Origin of the sequence: Paraburkholderia sp. (assembly GCF_047605525.1) — a bacterium.
Taxonomy (GTDB): domain Bacteria; phylum Pseudomonadota; class Gammaproteobacteria; order Burkholderiales; family Burkholderiaceae; genus Paraburkholderia.
Genome location: NZ_JASGFN010000010.1, coordinates 138,571 through 158,963, shown reverse-complemented (window position 1 = coordinate 158,963; position 20,393 = coordinate 138,571). Strand labels below are relative to the sequence as shown.

Sequence of the window (20,393 nt, the reverse complement as noted above, 5' to 3'; positions counted from 1 at the left end):
TTGAACGCGCAGGGATCGTCGCGCATGAGGCGACGACTCCATGATTTATTTTTCCCGGAGACACCATGGATACCGCGATGGTCCCAATACGCTCGCAGTCCGGCATGGATGCGGTGACGCTGACGAAGGATCTGGTGCGGATTCCGTCGATCAATCCGCCAGGAAACGAGCAGGCGTGCGCGAGCTATATGGCGGAGGTCCTGTCTTCAATCGGCTTCGACGTCGCGCTGCAAACCTTCGGGGAGAAGCGATTCAATCTCGTCGCCAACCTGCGCGGAAGCGCATGCGTTAAACCGATCGGCTTTACGGGCCACCTCGATACGGTTCCGCTCGGGGAAGCGCAATGGAGCCGTGCTCCGCTCGGCGCCGAAATTGATGACGGCCGTCTCTATGGACGCGGTTCGAGCGACATGAAAGCCGGAATCGCGGCGTTCGTGGCCGCGTGCGCAAACCATGCCGATGCGATTCGCGCCGGCGCCGGCGTTCATCTCGTGCTGACGGGCGGTGAAGAAACGGGTTGCGACGGCGCGAGAGCGCTTGCCGGTGCCGCGCGTCATCTGATGCGCGACGTCGCGCTCCTGGTGGTGGGTGAGCCAACCTCCAACTATCCGTTCGTCGGCCACAAGGGCGCGCTGTGGATGCGCGCCACGGCGCGTGGCCGCGCGGCTCACGGATCGATGCCGGAGCAGGGCGTCAACGCCATCTACAAGGCCGCCGAAGCGATATCGAAGCTCAAGGCATTCAGCCTGGGCGCCCCGACGCATCCGCTGATGGGCGACGCGACCATGAACGTCGGCACCATTCGCGGTGGCCTGAACGTCAACTCGGTGCCGGACAGGGCCGAGTTCGAAGTGGATATCAGAACGGTGCCCGGCCTCGACCATCAATGTTTGTGCGCGCGTCTGTCGAATTATCTTACCGACGAAGTGGAACTCGACCGGCTCGTCGACGTGCCCCCTCTCACGTCGGACTGGCGCAATCCGTTAATGCAGCGCGTCTGGGAGGTCTGTGCGCCGTATCACCGCGAAGCGCTTACCGCGAGGTCCGCGCCGTATTTCACCGATGGCGGCGTGCTTTCGTCCGTCACCGGCAATCCGCCCACGGTGATTCTCGGGCCCGGCGAGCCTTCGATGGCTCACAAGGTCGACGAGTTCTGTCTGGTCAGCCGCATCGACGAAGCCGTCGAAATCTACGGCGCGCTGATTGCCGACAGGGCGATCAACGGCAACTGATCGTGTATCGGCGATGGTCGGTTCGTCTAACTCGCCTGAACCGGAACGACCACGAAACTCCCGCCGGAGCCGACCTGAATGTCGAAGGTCGGCGGACGGCCATACGGCATGGGCACGAAATGTCCTTTGTCGGCTCCCGCAACAGACAAGCGAAGCCGGCTGCCTTCAGCCAGCTTCCATGCGACCGGCAGCAGCGGAATCGAATACTCGTCGACGGTGCCTTTGTCGACCGGTTTCGCATCCTTGCGGTGGTAACGTCGGAACGGCCACACGGTCACGTAATCGTCGGGTGCCGGCGCCGTCTTTCTATGAATCGCCCTGAGCATTCCTTCGGTGATGTAATGTACGCGGCCATCGCCGCACACTTCCGACAGATAGACGAAAATCGACGCGTCGCCCTGATCCATCGACATGCGCAGCGTTGCGACCGGGTGTCCCACGACCAGCATCGCGCTCGGGAGCGGGGACGTGTCGAAGTTCAGCATCGAAGCGCAGCGTTGCGTCCAGTCCGGATAGTAGTCGACGATTGCGGCGGCGCCCAGGCGCTCGTACCGCGTCTGTGAACCCGTTGAGGTCGCGAAGTCGACGCGATGCGAGATGACATCCGGCGCCGGTTCGGCTGGCGAGAGTGACTGGTCGGCCCCGAGATGCAAATGCACGGGTTCGTGATCGGGAGGCCAGGATGTCGCCGATGCCCATTCTTCCGCATGGATATTGAAATAGTGAATCGGCGCCTCTTCGGCCAGACCGGATTCCCGGCCCTGCAAATGCGTATCGAAGAACCGCAGCAGTTCGGCCATGAGGTCGAATTGCGGCGCGGCTTCCTCGCGCCACGGCGACACGTTCGTGCGCGCGCCGTGATCCCACGCGCCGAGTAGAAGTCTGTCGTGAGCGTTGTTCCGGGTCAGAAACCGCGTGATCGCGCCGTTGCTGTAACCCGCTCCATCGAACCAGCCCGACACCGAGTAGATCGGTACGTCAGCAGAAATCCGCTCGAGGTAGTGGTAAGGGCTGCACGCGGCGAGCGTCAACGACGGATCATGCAGCATGCCTTCGCCCCGGAACGCGAATTCGGAGGCGGCGTCGTTCAGGCTGAAATTGTTGCGATGCGCGGCGATTGCGGCTTTGAGCCATGCCTCGTCGGTGTCCTCGTCGACTGGCTGCGGCCCGCGAAGCCCCGGGTCCGTATAGTACGAAAACTGGCCGAGCAGATCGCGTCTGTCGTGATCCATCGCCAGCATCAGTTGATCGTATGCGCCGGTCCAGACTCTCGACAGGAGCCCTCCGGGGTACAACTGCTCGCTGTAGATGTCGGACACGCCGAACAGCGGGGCGATCGCCTTCACCGCGGGGTGCCCGGTGCTGGCGAGGAAGCAGGCCGCGGCACCGACATACGAGATCCCCGTCGAGCCCAGGATACCGTTGGACCACGGCTGCTTCACCGCCCATTCGGCGACCTCGCGATAATCGTCGCGCTCGGTTGGCGAGCGCAGCGCGTCTCTGGTGCCGAAACTCGCGCCGGTGCCGCGCACATCGACGACTACGACCACATAGCCGCGCACGACGAAAAAGTCCCGATATCGAGCCGCCGCCGGCGCGGGTTCAGCGACTTCGCCGTTGGTCTTGAAGCGCCGGTAGTAAGGCGTGAAGATCAGCAGCGCCGGAAACACCGCAGTCGGGTCGGCGCCTCGAGGCACATAAACATCCGCGGCGAGACGGCAGCCGTCGCGCATCGTGATATAGGTGGAGACCGGCGTCGAAGGCAGACTGAATTCGGCGGGGCGCGTCGTGAGGTAAGCGCTGGGCGGCTTTTTCCATGCGTTGTTTTTATCGTCGCGATCAGACATGAGGGTATTCCTGCTCGGTTTTTTGTGCCAATGCCTGCCGTTGACCCGGCAGACGTTCGAGAAATGCGGGAAGCGCAGCCTGCGCGAGGCTGCGAACGACAGGAACGTGTCGAGGTTCGTAGAACCCTTCCGTGTGGAGCAGGTTGACTGTCGCCACGATCCGTTCGCGCCAGAATACGGGCAGATTCAGAACGCTCGAACAGCCCGTTTCAAAAATGGTGTCCGCGTCTGCGTAGTTGGCGACGATGTCGTCGCGCGTGCGCGCGATGAATACCTGTCCCGTTTCAAGTATCTCGCGAAGACGGGGCGCGTGGTCGATGCGTTTGAATCCACCAACCGGATAGCGTTCGCTCAGGTTGCTATAAGTGCGCTGCACGATGCCGTCGTCCGGAAAGACCGTCAATACGGTCAGCAACGTGCGTCCAACGAGCGCTTCCAGTGCCTCGTCCAGTGCCCGCAAGGTCGCGCCGGGCTGGTCGGCGTCGCGATGCGCGTCGGCAATCGCCAGCCATGCCGGGGCAATCTCCAATAAGGTCTTCACGCGTCGCTCTCCCGTGCGTTGAGCGGGAGGTCATCCGGGCCGCCGTCTTCATGGGCTGCCGAAATATCTTCGAGCGCGAGTCCGCGTGTCGGCACGCCCAGAATCAGCACCGTCGATGCACCGACCAGCAGCACGCAGGTCGTCACGCCGAACACGCCCGCGAAACCCAGTACCGGATAGATCATGCCGACCATGATAGGGGCGATGATTGCGCCGATACGGCCGAACGACGACGAGGTGCCGACGCCCGTGGCGCGCAGGTAGGTGGGAAAGATTTCCGGCGTGTACGCGTAAATGCCGCCGAACGTGCCATTCATGAAGAACGACAGACAGATGCCCGCGGCGGCGATTTGCCAGGTGGCATCCGACAGTGCCATCCCGATCGCCGACAGGCCGCCGAGGATCATATAGCCGGCGATCGTCGCCTGACGGCCGAACCGTTCATTGCAATAAGCCGCCGACAGGTAACCCGGGATTTGCGCGACGTACATCAACAGCGAGAAGCCGAAGCTCTTCGTGATGGTCATGCCGTGTTGAACCAGCAGGCTTGGGATCCACGTGAAAAACGCGTAGTAGCTGAAGGCGATGGCGAACCACATTGCCCACGACATCGCGGTCGTACGGCGCAACTGGCGCGACCATATCGCGCCCAGATTGCCGGCGAACGACGAACCATGTCGTGGCGTGACGGCCTTCGCGATCGACGCGGGAATAGTCTCGAAAGCCTTGCCATCCTTCCTGACCTGGGCCTCGATCCTGTCGAGGGTCGCGTTTGCCTCCGCGAAACGTCCCCGGCTTTCGAGCCAGCGCGGCGATTCAGGCAGGGAACGCCGCCACCACAGCAGGATGAAAATCGGCAGCGACGTAATCACGATGACGACTCGCCAGCCGTCTTCCATGTGCGGAATGATCAGATTGCCGAGTATCGCGGACATCACATAGCCGACCGCAAAAAAGCCGGCCAGCGCCCCGGTAAACGCGCCCCGATACTTTCGGGCAACGAACTCCGACAGGAACGGCGCAACGATCGCGCTTTCGGCGCCGGCGCCGAACCCCGCGAAGATCCGGATCGAATAGAACGCCTGCCAGTGATTCACCTGCGAACTGATCAGCGACGCGATGCAGAAAATGATCAGCGCCGTGACCATGACGAAACGGCGTCCAAAGCGGTCACCGCCGAGGCCGGCCAGCAACGCGCCGAAGAAAAAACCCGTATACGTGCTGCTGGCGATGAGCCCGATCTGGAACGAGGTCAGTGCCCACGCGTGGCTGATCGCGGGCAGGACGAAGGCCATCGATGATGAGTCCATCGCATCGAAGGTGTAGCCAAGTCCTCCCATGAAGAGCAGCTTCTTGTGAAAGCCGCAGAACGGAAGCCGTTCGAGTCGTGCAGCGACGCTGGACATGCTGGATTCTCCTGACCTTCGCGGGCCGCCGCGATGTCGTCCATTAAACGAGCCACGCTCTTATGCGTCAAATGCGAAAAACAATTGCTTATATGCGAAAATAGTTCAAAAGGAGGCAAGATGCTGAACGTGCGTGAACTGGAGGCGTTTCGGGCGTTTATCGAATGCGGGTCGGTGACGCAGGCTGCCGAACGGCTGAACCGGACGCAGCCGCAGGTGGGCAGGTTGCTGATATCGCTGGAAGAGTCCGTGGGGTTCGCGCTGTTCAACCGCGTCGGCAAGCGCCTGCAGGCGACGCCCGAAGGATGGCGCTTCTATGAAGAGGTGGATCGGGTGATGCGGGAGTTCCAGTCGCTGTCCCGTTCAGCCGCGCAGATTCGTTCCGGCGCATCGAATCACCTGAGGATTCTGGTGGCGCCTCACGTCACCAATGCGCTGGTTTCGCCTGCACTGGCGGCTCTTCAGCGAAGCGCGCCGGATCTGACCGCGGAAGTCGCGTCGCGTGTGCGGCTCGACATCGAAACATGGATCACGCAGGAGCAATTCGATATTGGCGTCAGTGTCCTGCCCATCGACAATCCCACGGTGGAAGTCGAACCGTTTCTGAAAACGCGCGCGGTGGTCGTCATGTCGCGAGACCATCCGTTGGCAAAGCGCCGGCGGGTCAAAGTGTCGGACCTGTTCGATATTGCCGTCGTCGCCACGCATGGCCGGTCGCTGTTGCGGCAACATCTCGAACGGTTGTTCCGCGAACACGCGCGAAAGCCGAACATCCGCTTCGAGGCGACCAATGGATTGATCGCGTGTGAGCTGGCCGCGCAAGGTCTGGGCGTTGCATTGGCCGATCCCTTCGTCGCGCTGTCAACCGGTGCGCGGAATCTTGCGATCCGGCCGTTCGCGCCGGAAGTCGTGCTCGAATATGGTTTTCTTTATCCGATCGGAAGGGCGCGCTCGCCCGCGGCGCAAGCGCTCGTCGATGCGATCAGAACCGCGGCGCGGGATCGCACCATGGAACTGGGTATTGAACAGTCGGCCGGTCGGGGTGAATAGCGCCGGGTGCTGGGAAAAATGCGGGGAAAACGCGGGGAAAAATCAGCGAAGCAGACTTCCGGTCGTCTCGCATATGCCCCGGTCCTTCTGCGAACCTATGCCATCGCATCGGCGATGGCGCTGGCCGCCGCGCGCAACGCGGGCAACAACTTCATGCAGGCCGCGATGTCGAGCCGCGAAGAAGGGCCATGCAGTGCGAGGGCTGCATACACGCGTCCGGATGCAGCGGAAAGCGGCACGGCAATCGCCACCGAATCGTCGAAGAGCTCGCTGTCGTGCAGGCCGACACCGGTGTCGCGCGTGCGCGCGAGTTCTTCCTTCAAAGGTTCCCACTCGGTGATCGTGCGCGACGTGAAGCGCTTGTAGGGGGGCTTGCCGATCAGCGCCTCGATCTGCTTTTGCGTCATGTTCATCAGGAAGAGCTTGCCGCTCGCCGTGCAGTGCAGCGGCACGCGCGTGCCCGGCTCCAGATGCAGACGTAACGGCCGCGGCGTTTCCACACGGTCGAGATAGAGCACCTGGTTGCCGTCGAGGATGGTCAGGTTGCAGGTTTCGCCCACTTCGTCGACGAGTTCCTGCAAAACCGTATGGGGCTGCGAGCGCAAGGTGGAATGGCGCAGCACGTCGAGCGCGAGCGCGGCCGAGCGCGCGCCGACCGTATAGCGCTTGCCGAGCGGCTCGCGATAGACGAGATCGGCTTCGACGAGCATCGACAGGATGCGGAACACCGTCGGCTTGGGCAGCTTGCAGGCCTGGGTCGCGTCGTCGAGGGAAACGGGAGTGTTCGCGTGCGCCACGTATTCGAGTACGGCAAACGCTCTTAACGCAGTCGATTCGGGCTTCTGGGGATCAACATTCGGCATTGCTCGTCGCAGGAATCCGGCAGGAACTCGAAGCGCCCATTGTACGTGAGCACGCCTTCAGGCCGCCCGCGGCAGCTTCAGGATCGCGCGCGCTTCCTGCGGTGTCGCGGGTACGCGACCGAAGCGCTCGCACGCGTCGACGATCTTGCCGACCAGCTCCGCGTTGCTCGACGCGAGCCGCGTCGCATCGATGCGCGTGTTGTCCTCGAGACCGGTGCGACAGTGGCCGCCCGCCTCGAGACACCACTGGTTCACCTCCCATTGATGCCGCCCGATTCCAGCCGCGACCCACGTCGCCTGGGGCAGCACTTCGCGAAGCTCGGCGCGCAGAAAATCGAACACGCTGCGTCGCGCGGGCAGCGCATTCGGTACGCCCAGCACGAACTGCACGTGCGCGTTCGGCGCCAGCAACCCCGCTTTGACCAGGTTCGCGGCGTTGTAGAGCATCGCGAGATCGAACACCTCGATTTCGGGCTTGATGCCGTATTCGAGCATCGTCCGCGCGAGTCCTTCGACGAACTCGGGCGGGTTCTCGTAGATGCTTTTCGGAAAGTTGACCGAGCCGGTGGCGAGCGACGCCATGTCGGGCCTGAGCGGAAGCATCGCGCCGCGGGCCGCTTGCTCGCGGCCGCGTCCGCCCGTCGAGAACTGCACGATCATTCCCGGGCAATGCTTGCGCACGCCTTCCTGCACGCGGCCGAACAGCTCGGGATCGGAACTCGGATTCTCGCCGGAATCGCGCACGTGGATATGCACGAGCGACGCGCCTGCCTCGAACGCCTCGTGCGTCGACTCGATCTGCTCGTCGGGCGTGACCGGCACGGCGGGATTGTCACGCTTCCTCGGCACCGCGCCCGTGATCGCGACGGTGATGATGACTGGAGACGGCATGCGGGACTCCCCGTTGAGTGAAATAGCGATCTAGTGGATTTCACTGAAAGAAACGCTGCATTTCATTATTGCACCTGACTCACAGGTGTGCAATCATCTCTCTCAACGAAACACAGCATTCCATCCATTGAAATCCGGGCGCACGGTGCATACCGGCGCCGGCCGCAAAGGCGAGGTGCCCAGCACATGGAAAAGGAAACAACCCTGACGTTTCAGGATCTCGTTCAGCTCGTCGAACTGATCAGGTCGTCGGCGAGTTTCAACGAATTCCATCTGCGCATGGGCGATGTCGAACTCGACCTGCGGCGCGGCGAGGCGGTCAGCGGCACCGCGCCCGCGGTGCGCGCGACGAGCGGCGCGAGCACGGAAGCGCCGGTCGCAGCGGCTGCGGCCAGCGCGCCGACGCCCGCGCCCTTCGAGCCACCCTCTGAAGCAGCCGCTCCCGCTTCTACTTCCGTTTCCGGTTCCGTTCCCGCCTGGCCCGCCGACGCCCGCGTCGTCAAATCGCCGATGGTCGGCATCTTCTACCGTTCGCCCGAGCCCGGCGCCACGCCTTTCGTCGAGGTCGGCGACGCCGTCGAACCCGACACGACCGTGTGCATCATCGAAGTGATGAAGCTCATGAACTCGATCGCGGCGGGCGAGGGCGGCGTGGTCACGCACGTGCTGGTCGAGGACGGCGATCCGGTGGAGTTCGGCCAGCCGCTCATCGTGATCGCGCCGCGCCGCGCGCAGCAAGGCAGCGAGGGACGCGCATGAACCTGGCCGCCCGACCGTCCGCGAGCGCGAAACGCTTCAGACGCGTGCTCGTCGCGAATCGCGGCGAGATCGCGGTGCGCATCATCCGCGCGTGCCGCGAGCTCGGCATCGAGACCGTGCAGGTCTATTCGGACGCCGATCGCGATTCGCTCGCCGTGCGGCTCGCGGACCGCGCGGTCTGTATCGGCCCGGCGCGCTCCGGCGAAAGTTATCTGAACGCGCGCTTCATCGTGTCGGCAGCCCTCGTGTATGGCGCGGATGCCATTCATCCCGGCTACGGATTTCTCTCCGAGAACGCCGAGTTCGCCGCGTCGTGCGACAAGGAGGGCGTGGTCTTCATCGGGCCGTGCGCACGCGTGATCTCGTTGATGGGCGACAAGGCGATGGCTCGCCGCATGGCCGATGAAGCCGGTGTGCCGACCACGCCGGGTTCGCGCGGCACGGTCGCGAACTCCGCGCAAGCATGCGCGATCGCGCGCGAGATCGGCTATCCGGTGCTGCTCAAGGCGGCGGCCGGCGGCGGCGGACGCGGCATGCGCGTCGTGCACGATCCCGCCAATCTCGACAGCCGGTTCGGCGACGCGTCGCGAGAAGCGAAGGCCGCGTTCGGCGACGGCGCGATCTACGTGGAGAAATTCCTGACACGTGTGCGCCATATCGAAATCCAGATCCTCTCGGACGGCGAAACCGTTCTGCAGTTGGGCGAGCGCGACTGCTCGGCACAGCGCCGCAACCAGAAGCTGCTGGAGGAAAGCCCGTCGCCCGCGCTGAGCGCAAGCCTGCGCGCGCAGATCGGCGCGGCCGCGGTGCGTCTGTGCCAGCACGTCGGTTATCGGAACGCCGGCACGATCGAGTGCATTCTCGATGATGCGTCGGGCAACTTCTACTTCATGGAGATGAACACGCGCGTGCAGGTCGAGCATCCGGTGACGGAATGCGTAACCGGCATCGACATCGTGAAGGAGCAGATTCGCATCGCGCAGGGCGAGCCGCTTCGCATTGCGCAAGCGGACGTGTGCATCCGTGGCCACGCGATCGAATGCCGCATCAACGCCGAAGATGCCGCGCGCAACTTCGCGCCGTGCCCGGGCGTCGTGCGCGAATTCCATGCACCGGGCGGCCCCGGCGTGCGGGTCGATTCACATCTGTTTTCCGGTTATCGCATTCCACCGTACTACGACTCGCTGCTCGCGAAGCTGGTCGTGTGGGGCCGGTCGCGCGACGAAGCGATTGCGCGCATGCGCCGCGCGCTCGCCGAAATGCGCGTCGACGGCGTCACGACGACGATTCCTTTTCATCTTTCCCTGCTGGCCGATCCGAACTTCGCGCGCGGCGAGATTCACACGCGCTTTGTCGAAGAACGGCTTCTGGAGACGCCATGACCGACACCGATCCATCCATCATGGCGCGCACGTTCGGCCTCGTCGACGTGACGCTGCGCGATGCGCATCAGTGCCTCTGGTCCACGCGCATGACGACGGCCACGATGACGCCGATTCTTGGCGCGATCGACCGCGTGGGCTATGCATACGTCAACATTCTGGGCGGCGCGGTTTTCGACGTGTGCGTGCGCTACCTGCACGAAAATCCGTGGCGGCGCGTCGGGCTTCTGTGCGAGCGGCTCGCGACACCGTGCGATGGTCTGACGCGCGGCCAGAGCCTGTACACGTTCGAACTCTTTCCGGACGACATCGTCTCGCTCAATTCGAAGGTGCTCGCCGAACTCGGCGTGGCCGTGCTCACCGTCTACGACGCGCTCAACGACAACCGCAACATCGTCTCGTCGGTGCGCTCGGCACACGAAGCGGGCATGAAGGTCAACGCGATGCTGACCTACACGCTGAGCCCGGTTCACACCGACGCATACTACGTCGAGCGCGCGCGGGAACTGGTCGCGCTCGACGCGGACTTCATCTCGGTCAAGGATCCGACGGGGCTCCTCACCCCCGAGCGCGGCCGCACGCTTTTCCCGGCGCTCGTCGCGGCGGTCGGCGACATTCCGCTGCAACTGCATTCGCACGCACAGTCCGGTCTCGCGCCGGAAGTCTACGAAGTGGCGATGGCGGCGGGCTTCGCGCTCGGACACACGGCCGTGACGCCGCTTGCGAACGGCGCATCGCTGCCGGCCGCCGAAGAGATCGACGCGCGGGCACGGCGTCTGGGCTTCGCGACCGACATCGATCGGGGGGCGCTCGCGGAAGTGTCCGGCTACTTCGACTGGGTATGCGTTCGCGACGACAAGCCGCGCGGCCGCGTGGCCCGGTACGATCCGGCGCTCTACGAGCATCAGGTGCCGGGCGGCATGATTTCGAACCTGAAGTCGCAACTGCGGACGATGAACCTGTCGCATCGTCTGCCGGAGATTCTCGAGGAGGCGGCGCAGGTGCGGCGCGACCTCGGCTATCCGATTCTCGTCAGCCCGTTCGCGCAGTACATCATCACGCAGGCGGTGCTCAACGTCGTGCAGGGCGAGCGCTACAAGACCATTCCCGACGAAGTGCGCAAGTACGCGATGGGCTACTACGGCCGGCTTGCCGCGCAGCCGGCCGACGCGTTTCTCGAGCGCGCGCGCATTCGCGACGACGAGCGCGTCGACACAGCGCCGGCCGTGCATCTCGCGCCCGCATTGCCGCGCCTGCGCGCGCAGCTCGGCGCATCGGCGAGCGACGAGGACATGCTGCTCGCGGCGTTCTATGCGCCCGAACTGCTCAGTCCGTTGAAAAAGAGCGAGCCGGTCTACGAGCATAGAACCTCGCCGCTCGCGGAGATGATCCGTTATCTCGGCGCGCAGCGCGACCTGAGTCACGCGCGCATACGTTTCGGCGGCATGGACATGACACTGTCGGCGGCGCGTGGCTAGACCGCCGGCGGTGGACAACCGACGCGTGCACGCGATGGAAACTGCCGATACCCGGGTCTCAGGCGTACTTCAGCAGCGCTGTCAGCGCAGGTTGATTCAGGTCTCCCCACTTTGACCGGATTTGAACGTGGTCGCGATTTCTTGCGCCACGTCCGAGAAAACGGGCTTTAACTTCCGCAGTTGCGCGCTCGTCATGCGAGCCGCCGGCGCGGAGATCGACAACCCCGCAAGCAACCGGCGGCTACCGTCGTACACGGGCACGGCCGCGCCTATCACCCCTCGTACGAACTCCTCGTCGCTAAGTGCGAAGTCCGTTCGCCTGATTTCGTCGAGTTGCCGGCGCAAATCCGCGATGTCGGTCAGCGTTTTTTCCGTGAACCGTTGCAACGGGCGCATTGCGTAGTCTTGCCATTCCTGTTCGTCCATGTGGGCCAGAAACAGTTTGCCGATCGACGTGCAATGCATGGGCGCGCGCAGGCCGGTACGTATTTTCAGCATCAGTCCGGCTTCGGTCGTCACATCGTCGAGATAGGCGATCTCGTCGCCGACGCGCATGCCCAGCGTCACGCTTTCGCCGACCTTCTCGCAGAAACCGCGGAGGATCGCGTGGCGCCTGCCGGTGATCGTCGCCGTGCTGACGATCGACACTGCAAGGTCGACCATCGGCCGCGCGACGAGCAGAAAGCGCGTGCCCGGTTCCCGCTGCAGATAACCAAGACGCTCGAGCTGGGTGGTGATGCGGTGCAACGTGGTTTTCGCGGTGCCCAGGGTGGCGGCCAATTCGCTGAGCGTCATCGGGCGTCGCGCGTTGCCGAGCAGCGTGAGGACCGCAAACAGCTTTTCGATGGGGGCGCTCGGGCTCGCTTCGATCGAGGGCTCGACGTTGGACGGCGGCGGTTGTTCTTTCATGGCAAGCGCCTCTATGGGGGTTTTCGCTGACCGCACGATTCTAGCGGACTTCAAAGTTCACGAAATCGATAGCCACAAGTAATTGGCCTTCTGCCATTTCGTTCCTAATATTCGTACACCACGTACGAGAAATTAGAACGAAATTGAAGGCGATGGCGCAGCGGAGTGGACTCGATTTCGTTGATTCCATTGAGCCGTTCCATTGAACGAACGTCAGAGGAACCCCCATGTCGGCATTCGAGGCAAACCCTGAATTTGATTTTTCACCGGCACATCGGTCCTGGATGGACCGGGACGCACAGTCGGTCCTCGGCTGGCGCTACGAACCGGGAATCATCTTCGAGCGCGGTCACGGCGTGTTCATTACCGACGTGGACGGCAACGACTACTACGACATGACCTCGGGGATGATGTGCCTCGTGCTGGGTCACGCTCACCCCGAACTGGTCGAGACCATCCGCGAGCAGGCTGGGCGGCTCGTCCATCATTCGTCGTGGTATTCCAATCCGTGGGCGATCGAATTCGCGGAACTGCTTGGCCAGACGCTGCCCGGCAAGCTGAAGGTGGTGAACTTCGCGGTGACGGGATCCGAGGCCAACGAAATTGCGATGCGCATGGCGCTCGGCGTAACGGGCAAGTTCGATATTCTCTCGGTGATTCGCGGCCTGCACGGTGGCACACTGGCCGCCGAAGCCGTGACCACGGTGGGAGGCGCGCGCCGGCGCGGCCTGGGGCCGCTGATGATTCCGGCGAAGGCCAACTGCATCATTCCGCCCTTTACCTACCGCGCTCCCGCGGGTTGCGAAGACCGCTGGGACGAGATCAGTCTGCAACTGACGGAAGAGCTGATCCAGCATGCATCCAGCCAGCAGGTAGCGGGTGTGCTCGCCGAGACGATGATGGTCGCGGGGGGCATGATCGTGCCCAGCAATGAATGGATGAAAGGGCTGCGGCGTATTGCCGACAAGTGGGGCGCGCTGCTGATCCTCGACGAGGCGCAGCTCGCGCCCGGGCGCACGGGGAAGATGTGGGGCTTCGAGCACTACGACATCGTTCCGGACATCGTCACCTTCGCCAAGGGCATGAGCGCCGGCATGCCCGTGTGCGGCACCATCACCACCCCCGAGATTGCCGAACAGGCGCGCGGCCATGCCGGCATACCGTGGGCCGGTACCTACCCGCAGGACCCGCTGCCTTGCGCGGTCGCGCTCAAGCAATTGCAAATCGTGCTGCGCGACGACCTGGTCAGCCGCGCGGCGCAACTCGGACACGTGCTGCGCGCGCGCCTCGACATCATGAAAGACGAGTACGAATGCATCGGCGACGTGCGGGGCAAGGGGTTGTACCAGATGCTCGATATCGTGGCCGACAGGCGCACGAAGCAGCCGGACTATGAAATGGCGGAACGGGTCCGCTATTACGCGGCCGCCGAGGGTGTCATCGTCATCTGCGTGAAGAATTTCATCCGTCTATGTCCGCCCACGATCATAAGCGAGGCCGAAATCGACGATGCATTGGGACGCCTGACGCGCGCGATCAACCGCGCAATGTCGGATCGCACGACGCCTCTGCACTTCGCGCATTCGAGCTCGCTCGCGCAAAACGACAACGCCATTTGAGAACGACTGGCGCTCCGGCTGGAAGCGGGACGCAGCGTACATCGCGAAGGGGAACATGATGAACGCCCATATCGACACGCAGGCACGGCACGACCCCGATCAACTCGAACTGGAAGTCGTCAGGAAGACCCGCGCGCGCCTGATCCCGTTTCTGCTGCTGATGTACCTGATCGCGTACGTCGATCGCACCAACGTGTCCTTCGCGCAAATCCAGTTCAAGCAGGATCTCGGCTTTAGCGGCGCGGCTTATGGCCTGGGCGCGGGGATCTTTTTTGTCGGCTATCTGCTGTTCGAGGTGCCGAGCAACCTGGTGCTTTATCGGATCGGGGCGCGCATCTGGCTCGCGAGAATAATGGTGACGTGGGGTATCGTCGCCGCGCTGATGATGTTTATCCGCACGCCCATGTCGTTCTACGCACTGCGTTTCCTGCTTGGGGTGGCCGAGGCCGGGTTCGTGCCGGGCGTGCTGCTTTACCTGACCTACTGGTTTCCGGCGATGCATCGAGGCCGCATCATGAGCCTGTTCCTGCTGGGGATTCCACTCGCGCTGATTTTCGGTAGCCCGAGCGCCGGCTTGTTGCTGACTCTCGACGGAGTGGCTGGCCTGCGTGGCTGGCAATGGCTCTTTCTGGTCGAAGGCGTGTTGTCCGTCCTCGTCGGAATCTGCGCATTCTTTTACCTGCCCGAAGGGCCCGACCGGGTCGCGTGGCTCGAAAGCACCGAAAAGACCTGGCTCGCGCAGCGTCTGAAGCGCGAAGAGGACGCGAGGCTGGCCGAGGAACGGCTGAGCGTCGCGCAGAGCTTTCGCAACCCCCGCGTGCTGCTGATTTCGCTGGCTTATTTCTGCATGACCGTCGCGCAGTTCGGCATCATCTTCTGGCTGCCTCCCACCGTGAAGCAACTGGGCGTATCGGGCGTCGCGCACATCGGCCTGATTGCGGCGGTGCCGTGGATATTCACGCTGATCGGCCTGCTGATCCTCGGGCACTCTTCGGACCGGTGCCTGGAGCGAAAAAAACACATCGTTGCCGGCCTTGTCTGCACGGCTTTGGGGTTGATCGTTTGCGGCCTTCTGTTCGAGCAGCACCCGGCGCTGGCATTGGTAGCGTTATGCGTCGGCGCTTTCGGTTTCGGCACGCACGCCGTTTTCTGGGCGCTGTCGACTTCTTTTCTGAGCGGGGCGGCGAGGGCCAGCGGCATCGCGATCATCAATTCGATCGGAACGTTCGGCGGCTTCGTCGGCCCCTATCTGCTGGGGCTCATCGTCGACGCGACGGGTTCGACGATGCAGGGACTTTTCGTGCTCAGCGCGGCAGCGATCGTCGGCGCGGTGCTGATCATGACGATCCGTCACAATCCCGACCTGGAACGGGCAAGGACGATATCCGGAGTCGGTTGACCGGCGCGCGGTAGAACCGACCATCAGCGACTGTTGCGGGAATCGGTCTGAAAAGGAGAGCGGCTCGATGAATACCAACTATGACGCGATCGTCGTAGGCCTGGGGGGCATGGGGAGCGCGGCGGCCTACCATCTCGCCGAAAGGGGCTGCCGCATTCTGGGGCTGGACGCCAACATGCCGGGGCACACGAACGGGTCGTCCCACGGGCAGACGCGGATGATCCGCGCGGCCCATCCGGAAGGCGATGCGTACTTCCTGCTGGCACGGCGCGCATACGCATTGTGGAAGAGTCTCGCGCACGCGTCGGGCGAAGACCTGCTGACCGTTACCGGCGGTCTGGCGATTGGTCTTCCGGATAGCGAGCATGTTCGAGGCCGCGTCTCGAGCGCGAGGCGGCATGCGATGGACTATGAGTTACTCGATGCGGCGCAACTGTCCGCCCGATATCCGCTCTTCCGGATACCGGATGGATATGTCGCATTTTATGATCCGTTAGCCGGCTTCCTGCGACCGCGGAACTGTATCGAGGCCCATCTGAAACTAGCCGCGTCTCGCGGTGCCACGCTCACGCACGGCGAGGCGGTTCTGAGCTGGAAACCGGAAGGCGACGGCGTCCGTGTGACGACGTCGCGGCACACCTATTCGGCCAGCCGCCTCGTCGTGACCACGGGCGCATGGAGTCCGGAATTTCTCGCGGAACTGGGATTGCCGTGGAATGTCGAGCGGATCGTCAACGCGCATTTCGAATCACTCAGGCCGGCACTTTCGGACGCGGGCCATTGTCCTGTCTATCAACTGGACGTGCCCGAGGGGTATTTCTACGGATTTCCGATGCTGGACGGGGAGGGCATGAAACTCGGCGTACACAAGGGAGACCGGTTCTGCACACCTCAGACCATCGATCGCAACATCGGCGAGGCAGAAGTGGCCGAACTGGCGGACGTGTTCAACCGCTATATGCCTGGCGCAATCGGCGCCGTCAGGCAGGCGCTGACGTGCATGTACACCAATACCCCGGACGGCCTGATGGCGATCGGTCGCCATCCGCGATATCGGCAGGTCGCCTACGCGGGCGGCGATTCCGGCAAAGGATTCAAGTTCACCAGTGTGATCGGCGAAATTCTGGCCGATCTTACGCTGACGGGAACGACTCACCATCCCATTCAGGCGTTGAGTGGCGAGCGCTTCCACTGAGCGTGGCCCGGCGTGGCAATGCGTCGGAAAGAGAGATGACCAACGGCAATGCGACGTTCGTCAGATCGATCCCAACAGGAACCGCGCGGCTCGCCCAGTTGGGTGAGTAGCTGGCCTGTCACGTAGATTAGTAGCGGTGCCGGATTCAAATTGTCCTGAATCGGACAGAAGGGGAGAACTTTATGGGGGCCACCGGGGCACCATGTGCGAGCGGCGTCGGGCAGCGCCGACCGGCTGCCCTCATACCCTCATACCCTCATACCACGCCGAATGGACACGCCGAATGGACACGCCGAATGGACACGCCGAATGGACACGCCGCGCGCCGCGCCTCTATTCCGAACCAATCGTCACCGATGCCTCGGCCGTCAGCAGCAGAAACGTCAGCGACTCCTGCAGATACAGATTGACGACTTCGTCGGTATGACTCGAATACCCGATCGACACATCCTGACCCAGGTGCAGTTCGAAGTCGCCGCCACGCGTCGAGAGCACGCTGCCGCCGGTGATCGCCGGCGCCCAGATGATCTCGCCGGTGACGAGCCGGCGGATGTGCTCGAGAATCGGATAGCCGCGGTCGCTGGCTTCGGCGACTGCCGTGTACGCATCCGCGCCGAGCAGAATCGAATACGGACCTTCGACACCCGCAAGCCGCAATTCCTCGAGCGCTTTCGCCACTACGTCGGGATAGTCGCGCACCTCGGCCGGCAACGCGAGGGCCGTGTTCGACGAGCCCTCCCGCACGCCCTGGATGCCGGCCGCCTTATAGCCGTCGAAAATGGCGCTGTCCTCGGCATAGGCCAGCAGTTGCGCGGCATCCTTGGCGGGCTGCCAGTCCGAATCGTTCGAGCCGCGCTCGACGTCGTCGATCGCGTCGCGCGTGAGCGCAAACGGCACACGCAGTTCCACCAGCGCTTTCACCTCGCGCTGGCGCGCACGGATACCCGTGCCGGGCGCGGTGATCGACACCTGGTGCCCGGTGCCCACCGCCGACAGTTCGAGGCCGCCGGGGCCCTTCACGTCGACCACGCGACGGCCCGCGAGCGAGCGCTTGAACGTTCTCGCCACCTCTTCCTCGATCTGCGACCACGCGGCCGCCGATACGGGTGCCAGTTCCCGATGGAGATTATTCATGTGAGGGGGTTCCTTTCAGTGATCCAATCTGCAGTGAACCGTCGCCATGCGACGGGGTTGCCTCGGTGTCGTTGCCGGAAGAGGCGCTGTCGGCCGCGGGTGCGCCGCGTTCGGCGAGCGCTTCGAGCGCGGCTTGCGACGGAGCGAAAAAGAGTCCGCCCGTGGCGGCCGTGCTGAAGTCCAGCAGCCGGTCGTAGTTGCCCGGCGGCTTGCCGACGAACATGTTCTCGAGCATCTTCTCGATCGCGTCGGGCGTGCGCGCGTAGCCGATGAAATAAGTCCCGAATTCGCCGAAGCCGGGGCGGCCGAACGGCATGTTGTCGCGCAGGATCTTGATCTCCTGGCCGTCCTCGGTCAGCGTGGTCAGCGCGCTGTGCGAATTCGACGGCTTCACGCCGTCGGCCAGCTCGATGTCGGCCAGCTTGGTGCGCCCGATGATGCGCTCCTGCGTCTCGACGGAAAGCGCATTCCAGCCGGTCATGTCGTGCGTGTACTTCTGCACCAGCACGTAACTGCCGCCCGCGAACGCCGCGTCTTCGTCGCCGACGACGGTGTACGTGAACGCCTCGTTGCCGACGGGGTTCTCCGTGCCGTCGACGAAGCCCACGATGCTGCGCTGATCGAAATAGCGGAAGCCGTGGATCTCGTCGACCGTCGCGACGGCGCCGGCGAGCGGTGCCATCAATAGCGCCGCCAGTTCGAAGCACAGATCCATCTGGTCGGCGCGAATGTGCAGCAGGATATCGCCGGGCGTGGCGATCGCCATGCGGCCGGGCACGCCGAACTCCCTGAAAGGATGCAGGCGGGCGGGGCGCGGCTCGCCGAACAGCGCATCCCACGCGGCGGACGAGAACGCGGTCACGCACGAAAGCCCTGCCTGCGGAACGCGCTTGCCGACCGCGCGGACGAGTCCGGCAATATCGGCGCACCATTCGCGCACCGTTTGCTGGCTCGACGGATCGGGATTGACCGTCGCGACGATGAAGATCGCGCAGCGCATCGCCTGTTGCGCGACCGCTTGGGGCTCGTTGATGTTTTCGTTGTAGGTCGGATTCGTCATTGTTGTTGCGTGTCGCGATCCAGATCGAAGGACAGGCTGTTCATCCGCTTGCGCGGTGGAATGCCCCGGAACCGATGAGGGGGTGTTGCATCGGACGGCCCTGACTGCGTCATCAGGTATCGGCCATCGGCCATCGGCCATCGGCCATCGACGACCGTCACGCCCGGTGTTCGTGACAATGATACATGGCTGCGGATTTTCTCAATGTGTCAGTCGCGCGGCGCCCGATGCCTCAGCATCCCGACGCCAACGACAGGCCCGCGCCGTCGCCCGCCGGCGCCGTGCTGTCCGGCGCGAGCGCGCGTCTGCCGCGCCCCTCGCGCTTCGCGGCATACATCGCTTCGTCCGCGGCCCGCAGCACGCTGTCGATCTCGCTGCCTTCGGCCGGCACCATCGCCATGCCCACGCTGACGCCGACGCGTACGGACACCGCGGTGCCCAGCTCGAACGGCTTGCCCAGCTCCCGGATGATCTGCCCGGCGAGCTCGTGCGGCGGCTCGGCCGGCGCGTACGCGGTGACGATGGCGAACTCGTCGCCACCCAGCCGCGCGACCAGCGCCCCGGACCCTGCGACCGCGCGCAGGCGCTTCGCGACGCGGATCAGCAGTTCATCGCCGACGTCATGGCCGTAGGCGTCGTTGACCGGCTTGAAGCCGTCGAGGTCGAGGAACAGCAGCGCCATGCCAGGCCGCAGACGCGAAAACTCTCCGTCGCCATGTTTCGCCGCATGAAACAGCCCCGCGCGATTGAGCAGTCCCGTCAGGCCGTCGTGACGCGCGCGCCGGTCGTTCTCGCGCTCGGCTTTCATCGTCGTGACGAGCAGCCCGTTCAGGCGCCAGGCCGCCGCGCTCATCGCGAACAGATAGAACGGAATCTGCACGAGCGTGAGCAGCATGACCGGCTCGCCGGCGAATAACGCGCCCACGCAGCATGGCCCCAGCGACAGAAAGATCATCACGGCGACGAGCCGCGGCGCACCGAAATTGCGGAAGCAGATGCCCCCGACCATCGCCGCCGCCGACAGAAACGACAGCGTGGCCGCCACCCAGTCGCCGCTCAACACGCTGACGAGCGCGCCGTATCCGACGGTCGCGCCCCAGACCGGCGCGAGCAGAACATAGAAGTCGGTCAGGGTCGACTGTTCGCGCCGGGCTCGCCTGCGCGCGGTGACGAGCACGCACAGCCGGGTCACGCAGACAGCGAGTTCCACCAGCAGCCAGATCCTGAACAGCATCTGCGGATGCCGGCGTTCGAGCACCCATGCAACGGCAATCGTATTGAGCACGCCGCCGAAAAAAATCGGCAACGTGCCGAAGAGACTGCCGGCCAGCGCGACACGAATTTCCAGCGGAACGTCGTTTCCCGCGTGCAACAACCACGATGCCAGTTTCCCCCGTGGCAACGTGTACATCTCGACACTCTGATTCATTTTCAGTATCCGACTCACGCCCCGATGGCAGTAGATCGCCCGTCAGCAGGATCGTCACGAACGGCATTAACGAAACACATAACCTAACATGCCGCCCGCGATTGATTGCGCCGCGAGTGATCTCGCGGATCAAGCCGCGATGGCCGGCGTCACCGACATCGACAGCTTGTCAGAACGGGTTAACGGCAGCTTCGCAATC

Annotated in this window: 18 protein-coding genes; 8 read left to right on the top strand and 10 right to left on the bottom strand. The window is 63.8% G+C overall.

The window, feature by feature from the left end; genetic code table 11:
* The first annotated feature begins 65 nt into the window (after window positions 1-65).
* Entirely contained in the window at window positions 66-1,232 is a 1,167-nt protein-coding gene (locus QM685_RS16335; RefSeq protein ID WP_415117410.1) for a M20 family metallopeptidase, read from the top strand.
* Window positions 1,233-1,258: 26 nt separating this feature from the next.
* On the opposite strand, the gene QM685_RS16330 is transcribed toward QM685_RS16335, so the two are convergent.
* The 3 genes from QM685_RS16330 to QM685_RS16320 are packed head-to-tail and all read right to left on the bottom strand — an operon-like array spanning window position 1,259 to window position 5,026.
* A complete protein-coding gene (locus QM685_RS16330; protein WP_415117409.1) occupies window positions 1,259-3,079 on the bottom strand; it encodes a CocE/NonD family hydrolase in 1,821 nt (606 codons plus the stop codon).
* Window positions 3,072-3,620, bottom strand: coding sequence for a GAF domain-containing protein (locus tag QM685_RS16325; RefSeq protein WP_415117408.1), 549 nt, complete (start codon window positions 3,618-3,620; stop codon window positions 3,072-3,074). Before QM685_RS16325 ends, QM685_RS16330 begins: the two co-directional genes overlap by 8 nt.
* Window positions 3,617-5,026: an MFS transporter gene (locus QM685_RS16320; protein ID WP_415117407.1), complete on the bottom strand. Its 1,410-nt coding sequence runs from the start codon at window positions 5,024-5,026 to the stop codon at window positions 3,617-3,619. The genes QM685_RS16325 and QM685_RS16320 overlap by 4 nt, the downstream gene beginning before the upstream one ends.
* 120 nt (window positions 5,027-5,146) lie before the next feature.
* Between QM685_RS16320 and QM685_RS16315 the strand changes: the two genes are divergently transcribed.
* The gene (locus QM685_RS16315) at window positions 5,147-6,076 is read left to right on the top strand and encodes a LysR family transcriptional regulator (RefSeq protein WP_415117406.1); all 930 of its coding nucleotides are present in this window, start codon (window positions 5,147-5,149) and stop codon (window positions 6,074-6,076) included.
* A 95-nt stretch (window positions 6,077-6,171) separates the two neighbouring features.
* Here QM685_RS16315 and QM685_RS16310 read toward each other — a convergent pair whose 3' ends face one another.
* Entirely contained in the window at window positions 6,172-6,939 is a 768-nt protein-coding gene (locus tag QM685_RS16310; RefSeq protein WP_415117405.1) for an IclR family transcriptional regulator, read from the bottom strand.
* A gap of 57 nt (window positions 6,940-6,996) precedes the next feature.
* Window positions 6,997-7,830, bottom strand: coding sequence for a 3-keto-5-aminohexanoate cleavage protein (locus QM685_RS16305; RefSeq protein ID WP_415117404.1), 834 nt, complete (start codon window positions 7,828-7,830; stop codon window positions 6,997-6,999).
* A gap of 186 nt (window positions 7,831-8,016) precedes the next feature.
* Here QM685_RS16305 and accB point away from each other — a divergent pair, with 186 nt between their 5' ends.
* The 3 genes from accB to QM685_RS16290 are packed head-to-tail and all read left to right on the top strand — an operon-like array spanning window position 8,017 to window position 11,449.
* A complete protein-coding gene (gene accB, locus QM685_RS16300) occupies window positions 8,017-8,589 on the top strand; it encodes an acetyl-CoA carboxylase biotin carboxyl carrier protein (RefSeq protein ID WP_415117403.1) in 573 nt (190 codons plus the stop codon).
* Window positions 8,586-9,971 (top strand): acetyl-CoA carboxylase biotin carboxylase subunit, encoded by a 1,386-nt coding sequence (gene accC / locus QM685_RS16295; RefSeq protein ID WP_415117402.1) that lies wholly within the window; start codon window positions 8,586-8,588, stop codon window positions 9,969-9,971. Before accB ends, accC begins: the two co-directional genes overlap by 4 nt.
* The gene (locus tag QM685_RS16290; RefSeq protein ID WP_415117401.1) at window positions 9,968-11,449 is read left to right on the top strand and encodes a pyruvate carboxylase subunit B; all 1,482 of its coding nucleotides are present in this window, start codon (window positions 9,968-9,970) and stop codon (window positions 11,447-11,449) included. Before accC ends, QM685_RS16290 begins: the two co-directional genes overlap by 4 nt.
* Window positions 11,450-11,545: 96 nt before the next feature.
* Here QM685_RS16290 and QM685_RS16285 read toward each other — a convergent pair whose 3' ends face one another.
* Window positions 11,546-12,358, bottom strand: coding sequence for an IclR family transcriptional regulator (locus tag QM685_RS16285; RefSeq protein WP_415117400.1), 813 nt, complete (start codon window positions 12,356-12,358; stop codon window positions 11,546-11,548).
* Window positions 12,359-12,642: 284 nt separating this feature from the next.
* Between QM685_RS16285 and QM685_RS16280 the strand changes: the two genes are divergently transcribed.
* The 3 genes from QM685_RS16280 (at window position 12,643) to solA (ending at window position 16,571) form a co-directional block, all read left to right on the top strand.
* Window positions 12,643-13,977 carry an aspartate aminotransferase family protein gene (locus QM685_RS16280; protein WP_415117399.1) on the top strand — a complete coding sequence of 445 codons (1,335 nt, stop codon included), beginning with the start codon at window positions 12,643-12,645 and terminating at the stop codon, window positions 13,975-13,977.
* 55 nt (window positions 13,978-14,032) lie between these two features.
* Window positions 14,033-15,376: an MFS transporter gene (locus QM685_RS16275; RefSeq protein WP_415117398.1), complete on the top strand. Its 1,344-nt coding sequence runs from the start codon at window positions 14,033-14,035 to the stop codon at window positions 15,374-15,376.
* 67 nt (window positions 15,377-15,443) lie between these two features.
* Window positions 15,444-16,571, top strand: coding sequence for an N-methyl-L-tryptophan oxidase (solA, locus tag QM685_RS16270; RefSeq protein WP_415117397.1), 1,128 nt, complete (start codon window positions 15,444-15,446; stop codon window positions 16,569-16,571).
* 333 nt (window positions 16,572-16,904) lie between these two features.
* Here solA and QM685_RS16265 read toward each other — a convergent pair whose 3' ends face one another.
* The 4 genes from QM685_RS16265 to QM685_RS16250 all read right to left on the bottom strand — a co-directional run bounded on the left by QM685_RS16265 (window position 16,905) and on the right by QM685_RS16250 (window position 20,194).
* On the bottom strand, window positions 16,905-17,705 hold the full coding sequence (locus QM685_RS16265) for a family 1 encapsulin nanocompartment shell protein (RefSeq protein ID WP_415117396.1): 801 nt from the start codon (window positions 17,703-17,705) through the stop codon (window positions 16,905-16,907).
* The gene (locus tag QM685_RS16260) at window positions 17,698-18,765 is read right to left on the bottom strand and encodes a Dyp-type peroxidase (RefSeq protein ID WP_415117395.1); all 1,068 of its coding nucleotides are present in this window, start codon (window positions 18,763-18,765) and stop codon (window positions 17,698-17,700) included. The genes QM685_RS16265 and QM685_RS16260 overlap by 8 nt, the downstream gene beginning before the upstream one ends.
* Window positions 18,762-18,926: a hypothetical protein gene (locus tag QM685_RS16255; protein ID WP_415117394.1), complete on the bottom strand. Its 165-nt coding sequence runs from the start codon at window positions 18,924-18,926 to the stop codon at window positions 18,762-18,764. Before QM685_RS16255 ends, QM685_RS16260 begins: the two co-directional genes overlap by 4 nt.
* A 71-nt stretch (window positions 18,927-18,997) precedes the next feature.
* Complete coding sequence (locus QM685_RS16250) at window positions 18,998-20,194, bottom strand: diguanylate cyclase domain-containing protein (RefSeq protein WP_415117393.1); 1,197 nt, start codon at window positions 20,192-20,194, stop codon at window positions 18,998-19,000.
* Window positions 20,195-20,393 lie beyond the last annotated feature (199 nt).

What these genes read in the sequence shown, in the direction of transcription:
- QM685_RS16335 (WP_415117410.1), top strand. Translation starts at nt 66, where the DNA reads ATGGATACCGCGATGGTCCCAATACGCTCGCAGTCCGGCATGGATGCG.
- QM685_RS16330 (WP_415117409.1), bottom strand. Translation starts at nt 3,079, where the DNA reads ATGTCTGATCGCGACGATAAAAACAACGCATGGAAAAAGCCGCCCAGC.
- QM685_RS16320 (WP_415117407.1), bottom strand. Translation starts at nt 5,026, where the DNA reads ATGTCCAGCGTCGCTGCACGACTCGAACGGCTTCCGTTCTGCGGCTTT.
- QM685_RS16315 (WP_415117406.1), top strand. Translation starts at nt 5,147, where the DNA reads ATGCTGAACGTGCGTGAACTGGAGGCGTTTCGGGCGTTTATCGAATGC.
- QM685_RS16310 (WP_415117405.1), bottom strand. Translation starts at nt 6,939, where the DNA reads ATGCCGAATGTTGATCCCCAGAAGCCCGAATCGACTGCGTTAAGAGCG.
- QM685_RS16305 (WP_415117404.1), bottom strand. Translation starts at nt 7,830, where the DNA reads ATGCCGTCTCCAGTCATCATCACCGTCGCGATCACGGGCGCGGTGCCG.
- accB (WP_415117403.1), top strand. Translation starts at nt 8,017, where the DNA reads ATGGAAAAGGAAACAACCCTGACGTTTCAGGATCTCGTTCAGCTCGTC.
- accC (WP_415117402.1), top strand. Translation starts at nt 8,586, where the DNA reads ATGAACCTGGCCGCCCGACCGTCCGCGAGCGCGAAACGCTTCAGACGC.
- QM685_RS16290 (WP_415117401.1), top strand. Translation starts at nt 9,968, where the DNA reads ATGACCGACACCGATCCATCCATCATGGCGCGCACGTTCGGCCTCGTC.
- QM685_RS16285 (WP_415117400.1), bottom strand. Translation starts at nt 12,358, where the DNA reads ATGAAAGAACAACCGCCGCCGTCCAACGTCGAGCCCTCGATCGAAGCG.
- QM685_RS16280 (WP_415117399.1), top strand. Translation starts at nt 12,643, where the DNA reads ATGGACCGGGACGCACAGTCGGTCCTCGGCTGGCGCTACGAACCGGGA.
- QM685_RS16275 (WP_415117398.1), top strand. Translation starts at nt 14,033, where the DNA reads ATGATGAACGCCCATATCGACACGCAGGCACGGCACGACCCCGATCAA.
- solA (WP_415117397.1), top strand. Translation starts at nt 15,444, where the DNA reads ATGAATACCAACTATGACGCGATCGTCGTAGGCCTGGGGGGCATGGGG.
- QM685_RS16265 (WP_415117396.1), bottom strand. Translation starts at nt 17,705, where the DNA reads ATGAATAATCTCCATCGGGAACTGGCACCCGTATCGGCGGCCGCGTGG.
- QM685_RS16260 (WP_415117395.1), bottom strand. Translation starts at nt 18,765, where the DNA reads ATGACGAATCCGACCTACAACGAAAACATCAACGAGCCCCAAGCGGTC.
- QM685_RS16250 (WP_415117393.1), bottom strand. Translation starts at nt 20,194, where the DNA reads ATGAATCAGAGTGTCGAGATGTACACGTTGCCACGGGGGAAACTGGCA.